Source organism: Neobacillus sp. CF12 (assembly GCF_030348765.1).
In the GTDB taxonomy this organism is placed as follows: domain Bacteria; phylum Bacillota; class Bacilli; order Bacillales; family Cytobacillaceae; genus Neobacillus.
Genome location: NZ_JAUCEU010000007.1, coordinates 5,757,104 through 5,768,649, shown reverse-complemented (window position 1 = coordinate 5,768,649; position 11,546 = coordinate 5,757,104). Strand labels below are relative to the sequence as shown.

Below are 11,546 nucleotides of genomic sequence, written 5' to 3'. Positions count from 1 at the left end.
ATTGTTCGCTCCTATTCATCTACATCCCTTTTTTGTTTCGCTTTCTTACTAGGAAAGCGCTCCTGGTCACCTGTTCGATTCGTTAAAGGGCGGTATGAAAGAAATTGAGGAGGCAACTTGAAAAAGCTGTAGCCAATATCCTTTAATCTGATAGGGTAAACGGGCGTAAGATAAGGACCGCCAATTGTCTCTAATCTAAGTAAATGGATAATGAAAAAGCAAAAACATAGCATAATTCCAATACCGCCCCATAAACCTGCCATCAATATGATTGGGAACCGAATGATTCGAATTGCAGTACCCATTAAATAACTTGGAGTCGTAAATGAACCAAGAGCGCTTAATGCAATAATAATGATCAAGATATTGCTAGTAAATCCTGCCTCAACTGCAGCTTGCCCAATTACGATACCGCCTACAATACCCATTGTCTGACCAACTTTTGTCGGCAGCCTGGCTCCTGCCTCCCGTAATAATTCGATTACAAATTCTAGTAAAAGTGCTTCCATGACGGGTGGAAAGGGAACTCTCGCCCTTGATTCCCCCAATGAAAGCAGCAATGGGGAAGGAATAACTTCGTAGTGATACGTTAAAACAGCAACATAAGCAGGCGTTAGTAATACAGAAAAAAAAGTAGCCACTAGTCGCAGCATCCGTAAAAACAAACCCATGTTCCAGCGCATATAAACATCTTCAGTTGATTCAAAAAAGGCGAAAAAGGATGTAGGACCATAAAGACAATCAGGACTTCTGTCCATTAATACCGCCACTTTACCCCGATATAACGCTATTGATACACGATCAGGGAGCTCAGTTGTCATCAACTGCGGAAAAACTGACCAACTGTTACTCTCAATATACTGACCAAGGACAGTTGTCCCGGGGACATAATCCAGTGTCAGATCTTGGACCCTCTGCTTAAAGGTTTTGATGATTTCTTCATCAGCAATCCCCTTAATGTAGACAAGCTTAGCCTTTGTTTTTGATCGTTTACCGACTGTAAGGTCTTCTTCACATAAATTTTCATCCTTGATGTTGTTCCTCAAAATATTGATGTTACCCTGTAGTGACTCCGTAAAAGAAATTTTCGGACCATAAACAAGTGACTCCGTTTCAGCTTTTTCAAGACCTCTTTCAATGGTCTTACTAACATCTGCTAGAATCCCACAGGGCTGACCTTCTGCATATATATATACTTTTCCTTCGTTAATTCCCGCAACTACTTCATTTAATTGATTCACAGCAGTAATAGAGACCATAGGCAAAACTTTCGCAATAGATTCACAAGTCCATGCAATGTCCTTATGGTTTATAATGGATCTGATTACGACATCATCGAGCCTAGTGGAATCAATTAATGTGTTCATTAGGCAGAAAATAAGTTTTTCCCCGTCCCTTTTCATTGTCCTAAAGACAAGGTCCGAACCAACACTTAATTCTGCTTTAATCTGCTCCGTTAATTCTTCCAAGTCTAAACTATGAGCTTTTGGTGGTTCTTCCGCTTTTTTCCCTGAAAACCATTTGAACATAAGCAGCACCTTTTTATTTCAATTTTTTTTATTATTACCATATAAGCTATTTTTACCCAAGAAAGTAAGGATTGTGTTAGGTACTATTCTGCTTCTTACTCCTCCCATAAAGGGATAAAAAATTCATTGTCAAAAATTATTCTAAGGCTAGTAAGTTTATAGAATAGAAAATATATGGTATCATGAATGAGTATTCATTCAACAAAACAGAATATTAAGATAAATAGTCATCAGAGAATTGAGGTGTTAAAAATGAGGCGAATTGGTCCCATTATGATTATTGAAGGAGCGAATAATAGTAAAGTCCCATTTTCTAGAAGCTTATATATTAATTGTAAGGATAAGGTACTTATTGATACTGGTGCAGATCCCTCGAAACTTCTAGCGTTAGATGACCAATATGGGGTTGAATTGGTTATTAATACCCATTATCATCCTGATCATACCATGCATAACCATTTGTTTCGGGATGCAGAAAAATGGATAAACCCATTAGAGTTTGAAACCATCCAATCAGTCGAAGGAATCGCGAGAGGAAACGGAGTTTATCAGGAATGGGGGCCAGAAGGTGTAGAAGCAATGCGTAAGCAATTCCCACGAGAATGGGTGCAAAGCCTCGGTGAGATTACCGGAACGTACCAATATGATGTGGAATACAACTTTAGTGGTGTAAAGGTGAACTTTCTACATACACCAGGGCACACAAAAGGATATAGCAGCCCTTATTTTCCTGAGTTAGGAGTCGTCTTTGTGGGAGATTTCGATATGACTACCTTTGGACCATGGTACTTTGGAACCGATGGAGATATTGACGAGTTTATTGCATCTAGTAAATTACTGTTAGAGTTGGATGCAGAAACCTACATCACGGGCCATCAAAAAGGAGTTTTCACAAGGCAGGAATTTATTGAAGCAATGGGCAAATTTATTTCCATGATTGATCAACGTGGTGAAAAGATTGAAAAGTATGTACAACAGGGAATGAATTTCGAAGAACTAACAAATATAGGAATCTTTTATCCAAAAAAAATGCTCGAGGTATTGATTCTTAAAACGTGGGAACGAAGTGGGATTCGTAAGCATTTGCAACGTCTTGGGTATAGTGTTCAGGGATCGGAAATTCAAGTGGTCAACAAATGAGGATGGAGCTGCTGCCCCATCCTCATTTTATTCATAGTAATACATGATGGCAATCGTACCTGGTCCTGTATGGGTACTGATTGTTGGACCTGTGTAATCAACAGAAATATCGTTATAGCCTGTTAAATCGATGATAGAGTTTTTTAATTTTGTGGCCAACTCGAGTGCCTCTGCATGAACAATTCCCACACGTTTAACAGTCTTTCCTTGTACATCCTCTGCGAATTGCTTTGCGAGCCATTTAACCACTTGTGAATGACTTCGGACCTTTGCAACTGGGTTATATTCGGCACCTTCTAACGAAGCAATCGGCTTTATATTAAGCAAGGAACCTATAAAGGCTTTCCCTTTGCCAATCCTTCCGCCTTTCACCATATTCTCCAGTGTATCAATCATAAGATAAAGCTTGGAATTCTCACGGACTATATCGAGACGTTCGAGAATTTCCTCTAAACTCTTTCCTTGCTTCGCCATTTCGGCTGCCTCACGAACCTGGAACTGAAGGGCCATCGAGATAAACTTAGAGTCCACAACACTTACCTTGGTCTTCGTCATTTGTGCTGCACTTTCAGCTGAGCGTATCGTGCCACTCATTTTACCTGTCATATGTATAGAAATTACTTCATAGCCTTCTTCACCAAGACGGTCATACACTTCAAGGAAGGTTCCAGCGGAAGGCTGTGAGCTTTTCGGTAATTCTTTTAAGCCCTTCATGGTTTCCATAAATTCTTCAGGTTGAATCTCCACTCGGTCCAAATAGGTTTCACCATTTATTGTTACAGATAACGGCACCACCACAACACCTAGAAGTTCTGCCTGTTCCATTGTCATATCCATCGTTGAATCCGTGACAATCTTAATCTTACTCATTTACTCACATCCCTAGGATTTCTCCATTGTATTATACATGTTCCCTATTCTATAAGATATAAATTCCCCTATTTTCATGAAATTATTGTGAACAATAAAAGAACATCGGATTATCCGATGTTCGAAAAGTATTATGCATTATTCTTTAATTCTCCTACTTTAAACAGTGCTTCATAATCAGGCCATTTCATTACCTTTTTCAAATACTCTTTAAATGAATAGCATTTTTTCGGTTTCTTTTCCTGATAAAGCGTGGTAATAAAATTCTGTAAACGGACTTGGATCATAAATTTATAAGTGCTACCTTCCTCCAATACAGGAATATCAATGACTTTAACCTTCTGTCCAACAACATTTTTGAACTCTAGGCTTTTGAATAACAAAATATCAATCCTCTTTTTCACCCGTTTGTATATATTATACACCTAAGGGGGATCGAAATGTGTCTAAATGTGCTTGGGTTTGAAAAATATTTATGGAGAATGTTAGGAAAAATAAGAGCCTTGATATATTGTTTAATCAAGGCTTTAATTATACATGCTTCGTACTTCTCCTACGCCATTTAAGAATAAACTGTAAGAAAGTACCTATAACCAATAGAATGGCTCCACTCAAAAGGATATTAAAAGAATTTGTACCAGTGTCAGGTAATTTAGGACCATCAACTGGCAAAAGCCCGCCTAAAGTACCCTCAACATAGAACTTAAATTCAACTTCACTACCAAGTCCTTGAAAATCATTACCTAGTTCTTCAGGTACTACAATTTTAAGAAATAGCTGCTCAGAGCCATTTTTAGCGATAAACCTAGGTTCCAATTTATTAAAGTCCTTCATTTTTCCATTAAAAAGAATTCCTTTTTGATCAGATATTTGGAGCAATAGTTCATTATAAAATTTTTCCGAACCTTCTTTAAGATTAACTGATGAGAGGTATTTAAAATCTTGCTTGCCCTTGTTTTGAATAGTTAATGTACGCTCTGCCCAATCCCCTGGGGCTAAATTGGTAACGTCAAACAGCAACTTCTCTGGTGTTGTGGCAATATCTATTTCTTGGTCACCTGTTGCAGCGTTGACATAGTTTTTGGGAACTAAACAAACAAAAGTAGTAATAACCAAATTAAGGAGCAAAAGTGTAATTATTTTTTTCACCTATTTTCTTCCCTCCTTCTTCCCTTTTAACACCTTTAAGTGTCAGACTAATTTGAAAACTAAACAATTCCATCCTCGGAAGTTTTTTTGTTCCTCTTTTCAAGTTGAGAAAAGCTGTTCCATATTGAAAACAAAGAATAACAAATGAGTAATATTCCAGGAAGAATAAGAAATAATGCATTTCCAGCTTTTGATTTTGCGAAGTCCGCAATATAACCTACATAAGGAATTGTGAAACCTGTATATTTTGCAAGGATATTGTTGGATAATACTGAATTGGGATCTGCTGTTTTATTATTGTCCCCTTTAGTTCGATAACTTACTTGTTCTCCTGATTTGATTACTTCCAATATTCTATGAGTTACTATTACTCTATCTTCATTTATAAAAGTGATTACGTCACCTTTATTAAGTTTCTCCATATCTCGGCCTGGTTTAACTAGAATAATCGAACCCGTTTTTATTCCTGGCTCCATTGATCCAGATAAAACAGTTTTCAATTGATAGCCAAATACTTGTGGTTCTCCCCCAGACACTTTAGTAGAAACAAACAAGAATATCATTAAAATAAGTATTAAAAATAGAACAATAGTTACAAAATTACTGATCCATTTCTTTATTGTTTTTGTTTGCATATCATACACCCCTATTATTCTAATAAATTTTAATCAATAATTACTTATTCACTAGATTTGTCAAGGTTTTCCTGCTGTTCCTCATCTTGAGTATTTATTTGCTCTGTATCACTCAGACTAGTATTCACATTTTCTTCCTCTTGAGTTGGATTTGTTTCCACGGGTACTTCTGTATTTGGGATACTAGCATCTTGTACCTCTATCGTTTCAATATTTTCTTTATCTACATTACAATTAATCATAATTGTTTCACTCCATAAATCTTGTCTTTCTGCTTTATGTCCATGATTCGGTCTTTGTAAAGCTCTAAATTTATAATTTCCTGGTTTTGTTGCAGTGAATTTTAAGGTGGCTGACTGATTTGCTAATATCGGATCAATAATGCCTTCACCTACCTTTTCACCCTTCATAGGATTACCTTTACTTATGTAATAAACCTCATACTGTGAAGGTCCTTTCATGTCGCTTCCAGTATTTGAAATCTGTACAGAAATTTCCTTTGGCTCACAACTTTCAAATAATTGGTCGTTTTCACTTGGGAATTTAAGTGAACTCTTATCCCATTCATTTTCCCAAAATCCAACCTGGATAATTCCTGCTACCTCTGAATTATCATTAAAATAGGCTTCTGTATTAGATGTCAAAAATGCGGTTCCCACGACAATTGTGTAGAATATCGTTAATATTTGAACCAAGATCATTAAACCAAAACTTTTCTTAGAAAATTTTTTTACTCTTGTATATCTAATTTTCATCACGCCCCCAACTCCTAAACAGAGAAATATACTGATTGCATGTTTAGTTGTAATAATTAATCTGCTGTTAAATTCATTTCACCTTAAATAACGAACCATCGTTATTTAAGGTGAGATGAATTATCCAATTTATTGAAAGAAAGGTGGGTAGTCCCACCTTTCTTTCAAAGAAAAATTATTATCTAGATTGACCTGCTGTTTGTTTACCATCAAATGTCCACTTAAGCTCTAAAGAATCTCCTTGAAATTGGTTCTGATCTAAGCCGTTGTCAACAAACTCGAATTGAACATATAATTTATCATCATCTCCAGCTTTTAATCCTCCAACTTCTTCTAACCAAGGAATAAATACTGCGTTTGAGACTGCATCAGGGCTCATACCTTTTAACTGTTCAAGTGTAGTTTGATAAATTACTTGATCAGGTGATATTGGTCCAAGTAAGGCTTTATCATCGTTGAATAAGAAATTGACTCTGATGTGTTTTCCAAGGTCGTCAGTATTAATAGCTGCCCCAGCTTTATTGGTTACTGTATATTCAGTAGAAAGTAATACTCTTGAGATATCGAGAGTTCCATCGTTACTTAGAGTGAATGTACGGTTCATCCAATCTCCTGGTTTAAGATTTTTCACATCAATAATAGTTGTTGGAGCAGCATTTAAATCCAATATACCATTTGCAAATTTAGCATTTGTTACGGCAGTGTCATTAAAGTATGCATATGTACCTCCGCCAATTAAAGCCAATCCCATTGCTGCAGAAGCAATTCCTAAACCTAACTTCTTTTTAATACTCATTTTCTTTTCCTCCTCTTATTCCCTGATATTTAATCATAAGATTCGTTCTCTGTAACGAACTTATGAGTTGAGTATATATCAAAATAACGAACTTGAAAAACCTCAAAAAAAGCCATTTTTTCTTAATAAAGAACAATTTTGTTCTCTTCCCTCTGTTTTTCTCCTATTTCCTCATTTTTTTGTATTTTATAAAGAATTTATTGTTCTATATAATGTTCTTTGTAAGCGAATTCCTTAGTACGATTTTAGGAGATGAAGGTGGTATGATTGGGAAGAAGATTAAGCGGTTGCGGCAGCAAAAGGGGTATTCCATTACGGAATTGGGAAGGTTAGCTGATGTATCGAAATCTTACCTAAGCCAGCTTGAGAGAGGGTTACAGACCAATCCCTCCCTTCAATTTCTCATTAAGGTGTCAAAGCCTTTAGATACAAGTATTGATTACCTCTTACAGGAATCTAAAGTACAAAAGTGTGAAAATAGCGAACTTGATGAGGAATGGAAGGGTTTAATCCGTCAGGCGATTGAGGGTGGCTTAAAAAAAGAAGATTTCCATGAGTACCGGAAGTACATAAAATTCCAGGAATGGATGAGAGAACAGAGAGAACAGAAAAAATCATAAAAAATAGCCCCCATTCGTTATAATGAATGAGGGCATTTTTTTCTAACTAAATCGGACACCTTAGGATTAGGCTTTTACTATCAAGGTTAATAAAAGCCTCCAGAGAAATGACTCTCTGAAGGCCTTACGTACTCTTTATTATGCTTCTGCAAACTCTTCTTCTTGTTCCGCAAGCTTTTTCATTCGTTTCTTGTAGACCACCTTCGATAAGTTAATAGAGATTTCGTAGAGAAGTAACAATGGTAGTGTTACTACAAAATCCGACATAAAATCCGGAGGTGTAATCACAATTGCGATTAGGATTAAAACGAAATAAGCGTACTTACGAATTTTTGCTAGAACGAACGGATTAACAATTCCGAGTGAGGTTAAGAACATCACGACCGCTGGGAGTTCGAACAAAACTCCAAACGGAAGGGTCATATTCAAAAGAAAGCGGAAGTATTTTTCAGCTGTAAAATTCGTTACAAACATGTCCGCTCCTAGGTTAACTAAAAACTCGAGCACCATTGGGAAAATAATAAAGTAGCCAAAAGCAATTCCAACAATAAAAAGGAGAAACAATGCTGGAATATAGGATAAAGTAATTTTTCTTTCGATAGGTTTTAGTGCCGGTTTCACAAACATCCATAATTGGGTAGCTAACACCGGGATGGTACCTGCAATCGCAATAACAGTGGCAATCATAAAATAAACCCAAATAATATCACTTGGACCAAGTACAATCAATTTGACATTAAGATCTTTAACGATCCAATCGTAGATTTTCTCCATATTACTGAATCCAACAATAAAAAAAACAACAAACGCAACTGCGGAAATGATAATCCGTTTACGCAGCTCATCTAAATGATCAACTAATTGTAATTCTTTATCTTCCATGTAATTCCCCTGCCAATTTCAAAGGTTAAAATGAATCTTTCTTTTTAAAACGATATTAGCATCATAGTTATAGTTTAAAAGAAAGTTGAAGAAAAAAAGGTGCAAGAATAATTCTTACACCTTATTTAGTCAATTTTTGTTTTTCCTCTTCAACATCCTTCATGACATCGTCCGTTAATTCACGCGTTGACTTCTTAAATTCCTTCAACGTTTGTCCAAAGGCGCGACCGATTTCAGGTAATTTTTTAGGTCCAAAGATGATGAGGGCTAGAGTTAAGATAAGGATTAATCCTGGTATTCCAATATTTGAGAACATTCATTTACATCCCCTTTAGTTAATTATCTTTCTACTAAGATTATAGTATTGATATACGGTTTTGAGTAAAATATGCGCAATAATTCATATTAATTTCACATTATCTATGAAAAATTACCTAGTTGTGATATTTGGCATTTATATATGTTTCTTTTACACTTAACAATTTACCAAGAACTACACATGAAGTCAATGTAAAATGGTATACTGAATTGTAAAAATATTTTGACAATTATGTATTTATTCGTTTATAATTTCATCAATAGGAACATATACTATTGGAAACATAAATGAATGGATGTGATGAAGATGGAATTTTCACTCAGTAGTTTTGATGGAGCCCTGCCAGTAGAAGTAACCATCGATGAAGAGAATGGAAGGTATATGATTCGCAAAAGCGACCGAAGCGGGGAATACTTTAATAGCCCCAACGAGTTAATTCAATGGGTGAAAGCACATTTCCATGAGGAAGACTTCTGCCATCCAGATGAATTCAGAGGAATGCTTGATCAACTAAACGATTACGAATTAAATGGAGTATATTTTTAAAAGGAAAGAAGCATCGATATTCGATGCTTCTTTCCTTTTATTCACCTTTTTTAATGCGATCATAAATCCTAAATTCATATTTATATGGATTTTTCTCATCCTTTATTCCTTTTTCACAAGATAAAAGCTCCCACTCGCGTTCATTGAACTCAGGGAAGTACGTATCTCCGTCAAACTCTTCCTCGATGTGCGTTATGTAAAGGCGGTCTGCGTAATTGAATGTTTCTTTAAAAATTTCTGCTCCGCCAATTACAAAAATTTCATCGTCTTGATTTCTGCAATATTCAACAAATTCCTCCATAGAATAGAAAATTGTCACATTGTTGCTTTTATAATCCAGTTGGCGGGTAATTACGATATTTTCCCTGCCTGGAAGAGCCCGTCCAATCGATTCATGCGTTTTCCGTCCCATTGCAATCGGGTGCCCCATTGTAGTCCTTTTGAAAAATTTTAAATCCTCTGGTAAATGCCACGGCAATTGATTGTCTTTGCCAATCACTCTATTTTCATCCATTGCCACTATAAATGAAATCATACTGATACCGCTCCCTTGATATGTGGATGTGGATTGTAATCTTCAAGTGTAAAATCTTCAAAGGCAAATGAGAAAATATCTTTTACGTTTGGATTAATCTTCATTTTTGGTAATGAGCGCAACTCTCGTCCCAATTGCAACTGCACCTGTTCAAGATGGTTCTGATAAATGTGAACATCCCCAAAAGTGTGGACAAACTCGCCTGGCTCCAAGTCACATACTTGAGCAATCATCATTGTTAATAACGCATAGGAGGCGATATTGAACGGTACGCCAAGAAATACATCAGCAGATCGCTGATAAAGCTGACAGGATAATTTTCCATCAGAAACGTAAAACTGGAATAGGCAATGACATGGAGCCAACGCCATTTTATCAATCTCCGCCACATTCCAAGCATTCACAATCATTCTTCTTGAGTTAGGATTGGTTTTGATTTGATGGATTAACTCACTAATTTGGTCTACAGTTGTTCCATCAGCGCCCGTCCATGAGCGCCATTGATGGCCATAAACAGGACCCAGTTCCCCGTTTTCATCTGCCCACTCGTTCCAAATCCGCACGCCGTTTTCCTGTAAGTAACGAACATTGGTATCACCGTTTAAGAACCATAGCAATTCATAAATAATTGATTTTAAATGAAGCTTTTTCGTGGTAAGTAACGGAAAACCTTCAGCTAAATCAAATCTCATTTGGTAGCCAAAGGTGCTAATCGTTCCTGTTCCGGTACGATCTCCCTTTTCGTGACCATTTTTCAAAACATGCTCGCATAACTCTAAATATTGCTTCAAAACTTACACTCCCCTTGTAAAACATTCATGTTTTTCATTTTACCATAAAGAGAGGTCTAGTGTAGTCTTTGAAAGAAGTCATACGTCTGAGGAGCTAGTCTTTTCAAATCTGCCTTTGTACCCTCATCTAAATAGTACATCGCAAAAGTTTCCGCAAAATATTCCTCAGCGTGCAGGATGAAATAAGAATTTCCAGGAAACAATATTCCTCTCTCCTCTTCCCAGATGAGTTGAAATTCTTTATTTTTGCTAACGTTCCCGAAAACTATTTTATCGACCGAATGTGCCATTTCGTGTAGTTCTAGATTAACTGAGCCATGCCCTTTTCCTTTTTCACTGTGGCCAATTTTCACCAAGACCACCTGCGCTCCGCCAATTCCCGGGACTTCATCCCATGTTGTTTGTGTACGATAGCCTCTTGGAATCAGACCTGCTAAATAGCGAGCCGTTTGGTTATCGGTTAAATTTCCTGTAAAAAGCTTAAGCGTAATATCATTTTGATTTATTTTTTCTAATAGTGTTTCTGGTAAGTTTGCCATTCTATTAATAATTCCTGCAGCTGCTTTTTCATCAAAAAGGGTTTTTGGTAATAAAATCATTTGGTTTAAGAATTGGAGGGAGGACTCTGTTTCAATAAAGTTATAGAGTTCAGTATTTCGTGGATATTCACCAAGTGTAATGGTGTCAAATGAGGCTTTAGAAGTAGTAATCATCGACATAAATAATCCGGCAATGATGGAGGAAACGACCCATTTACGCATATTATGATCCTCCTAGTAGTTTATCACATACTAGAATTATAACATGGTAGATGAGTAGGTAGATTTGGTAATTATTGTTGCTTCAATGGTGTTATAACGGGGCTTCGCTGAAATATTTATCTGCAGCGACGTAGCAAATGAAATCTATTCCAATAACACCCAACCATAAAATTTCCGCTTTTCATGCAAAAAAGCTACCCTAGTCGGCAGCTTTTTCG

15 protein-coding genes are annotated in these 11,546 nt (G+C 36.5%); 3 read left to right on the top strand and 12 right to left on the bottom strand.

Annotated features, from left to right (window positions below; genetic code table 11):
• Window positions 1-11 precede the first annotated feature (11 nt).
• Window positions 12-1,529 (bottom strand): spore germination protein, encoded by a 1,518-nt coding sequence (locus QUG14_RS27785; protein WP_289343692.1) that lies wholly within the window; start codon window positions 1,527-1,529, stop codon window positions 12-14.
• Between the two features lie 252 nt (window positions 1,530-1,781).
• On the opposite strand from QUG14_RS27785, the gene QUG14_RS27780 reads away from it, so the two are divergent.
• The gene (locus tag QUG14_RS27780; protein ID WP_289343691.1) at window positions 1,782-2,669 is read left to right on the top strand and encodes an MBL fold metallo-hydrolase; all 888 of its coding nucleotides are present in this window, start codon (window positions 1,782-1,784) and stop codon (window positions 2,667-2,669) included.
• A gap of 27 nt (window positions 2,670-2,696) precedes the next feature.
• Here the strand turns inward: QUG14_RS27780 and QUG14_RS27775 are convergent, their stop codons facing one another.
• The 6 genes from QUG14_RS27775 to QUG14_RS27750 form a co-directional block, all read right to left on the bottom strand.
• Window positions 2,697-3,539 (bottom strand): DegV family protein, encoded by an 843-nt coding sequence (locus QUG14_RS27775; protein WP_289343690.1) that lies wholly within the window; start codon window positions 3,537-3,539, stop codon window positions 2,697-2,699.
• A gap of 131 nt (window positions 3,540-3,670) precedes the next feature.
• The gene (locus tag QUG14_RS27770) at window positions 3,671-3,922 is read right to left on the bottom strand and encodes a DUF2535 family protein (protein WP_289343689.1); all 252 of its coding nucleotides are present in this window, start codon (window positions 3,920-3,922) and stop codon (window positions 3,671-3,673) included.
• 148 nt (window positions 3,923-4,070) lie between these two features.
• Window positions 4,071-4,688, bottom strand: coding sequence for an LPXTG cell wall anchor domain-containing protein (locus tag QUG14_RS27765; protein WP_289343688.1), 618 nt, complete (start codon window positions 4,686-4,688; stop codon window positions 4,071-4,073).
• 59 nt (window positions 4,689-4,747) lie between these two features.
• Window positions 4,748-5,323, bottom strand: a complete 576-nt coding sequence (sipW, locus tag QUG14_RS27760; protein WP_289343687.1) for a signal peptidase I SipW — start codon at window positions 5,321-5,323, stop codon at window positions 4,748-4,750.
• Window positions 5,324-5,367: 44 nt separating this feature from the next.
• Window positions 5,368-6,078 (bottom strand): amyloid fiber anchoring/assembly protein TapA, encoded by a 711-nt coding sequence (gene tapA, locus QUG14_RS27755; RefSeq protein ID WP_289344256.1) that lies wholly within the window; start codon window positions 6,076-6,078, stop codon window positions 5,368-5,370.
• A 178-nt stretch (window positions 6,079-6,256) separates the two neighbouring features.
• Complete coding sequence (locus QUG14_RS27750) at window positions 6,257-6,874, bottom strand: CalY family protein (RefSeq protein ID WP_289343686.1); 618 nt, start codon at window positions 6,872-6,874, stop codon at window positions 6,257-6,259.
• A gap of 263 nt (window positions 6,875-7,137) precedes the next feature.
• On the opposite strand from QUG14_RS27750, the gene QUG14_RS27745 reads away from it, so the two are divergent.
• Window positions 7,138-7,494, top strand: coding sequence for an XRE family transcriptional regulator (locus QUG14_RS27745; protein WP_289343685.1), 357 nt, complete (start codon window positions 7,138-7,140; stop codon window positions 7,492-7,494).
• Window positions 7,495-7,632: 138 nt separating this feature from the next.
• Here QUG14_RS27745 and tatC read toward each other — a convergent pair whose 3' ends face one another.
• Together tatC and QUG14_RS27735 are read right to left on the bottom strand one after the other, a co-directional pair.
• Window positions 7,633-8,376, bottom strand: coding sequence for a twin-arginine translocase subunit TatC (gene tatC, locus QUG14_RS27740; RefSeq protein WP_289343684.1), 744 nt, complete (start codon window positions 8,374-8,376; stop codon window positions 7,633-7,635).
• A gap of 121 nt (window positions 8,377-8,497) precedes the next feature.
• Window positions 8,498-8,692, bottom strand: coding sequence for a twin-arginine translocase TatA/TatE family subunit (locus QUG14_RS27735; protein WP_090757740.1), 195 nt, complete (start codon window positions 8,690-8,692; stop codon window positions 8,498-8,500).
• Window positions 8,693-9,001: 309 nt separating this feature from the next.
• Between QUG14_RS27735 and QUG14_RS27730 the strand changes: the two genes are divergently transcribed.
• Window positions 9,002-9,241: a hypothetical protein gene (locus QUG14_RS27730; protein WP_289343683.1), complete on the top strand. Its 240-nt coding sequence runs from the start codon at window positions 9,002-9,004 to the stop codon at window positions 9,239-9,241.
• A 37-nt stretch (window positions 9,242-9,278) separates the two neighbouring features.
• On the opposite strand, the gene QUG14_RS27725 is transcribed toward QUG14_RS27730, so the two are convergent.
• From QUG14_RS27725 to QUG14_RS27715, 3 genes are read right to left on the bottom strand one after another with little or no spacing between them, the layout of a single operon-like run.
• The gene (locus tag QUG14_RS27725) at window positions 9,279-9,776 is read right to left on the bottom strand and encodes a dihydrofolate reductase (protein ID WP_289343682.1); all 498 of its coding nucleotides are present in this window, start codon (window positions 9,774-9,776) and stop codon (window positions 9,279-9,281) included.
• Window positions 9,773-10,567 carry a thymidylate synthase gene (locus QUG14_RS27720; RefSeq protein WP_289343681.1) on the bottom strand — a complete coding sequence of 265 codons (795 nt, stop codon included), beginning with the start codon at window positions 10,565-10,567 and terminating at the stop codon, window positions 9,773-9,775. The genes QUG14_RS27725 and QUG14_RS27720 overlap by 4 nt, the downstream gene beginning before the upstream one ends.
• A gap of 56 nt (window positions 10,568-10,623) precedes the next feature.
• Window positions 10,624-11,328: an anthrax toxin lethal factor-related metalloendopeptidase gene (locus QUG14_RS27715; RefSeq protein WP_289343680.1), complete on the bottom strand. Its 705-nt coding sequence runs from the start codon at window positions 11,326-11,328 to the stop codon at window positions 10,624-10,626.
• Between the last annotated feature and the right edge of the window lie 218 nt (window positions 11,329-11,546).

Excerpts from the sequence above, each read along its gene's own strand:
- QUG14_RS27750 (WP_289343686.1), bottom strand. The coding sequence starts at position 6,874 with ATGAGTATTAAAAAGAAGTTAGGTTTAGGAATTGCTTCTGCAGCAATG.
- QUG14_RS27725 (WP_289343682.1), bottom strand. The coding sequence starts at position 9,776 with ATGATTTCATTTATAGTGGCAATGGATGAAAATAGAGTGATTGGCAAA.
- tapA (WP_289344256.1), bottom strand. The coding sequence starts at position 6,078 with ATGAAAATTAGATATACAAGAGTAAAAAAATTTTCTAAGAAAAGTTTT.
- QUG14_RS27730 (WP_289343683.1), top strand. The coding sequence starts at position 9,002 with ATGGAATTTTCACTCAGTAGTTTTGATGGAGCCCTGCCAGTAGAAGTA.
- sipW (WP_289343687.1), bottom strand. The coding sequence starts at position 5,323 with ATGCAAACAAAAACAATAAAGAAATGGATCAGTAATTTTGTAACTATT.
- QUG14_RS27780 (WP_289343691.1), top strand. The coding sequence starts at position 1,782 with ATGAGGCGAATTGGTCCCATTATGATTATTGAAGGAGCGAATAATAGT.
- tatC (WP_289343684.1), bottom strand. The coding sequence starts at position 8,376 with ATGGAAGATAAAGAATTACAATTAGTTGATCATTTAGATGAGCTGCGT.
- QUG14_RS27775 (WP_289343690.1), bottom strand. The coding sequence starts at position 3,539 with ATGAGTAAGATTAAGATTGTCACGGATTCAACGATGGATATGACAATG.
- QUG14_RS27745 (WP_289343685.1), top strand. The coding sequence starts at position 7,138 with ATGATTGGGAAGAAGATTAAGCGGTTGCGGCAGCAAAAGGGGTATTCC.
- QUG14_RS27735 (WP_090757740.1), bottom strand. The coding sequence starts at position 8,692 with ATGTTCTCAAATATTGGAATACCAGGATTAATCCTTATCTTAACTCTA.
- QUG14_RS27715 (WP_289343680.1), bottom strand. The coding sequence starts at position 11,328 with ATGCGTAAATGGGTCGTTTCCTCCATCATTGCCGGATTATTTATGTCG.
- QUG14_RS27785 (WP_289343692.1), bottom strand. The coding sequence starts at position 1,529 with ATGTTCAAATGGTTTTCAGGGAAAAAAGCGGAAGAACCACCAAAAGCT.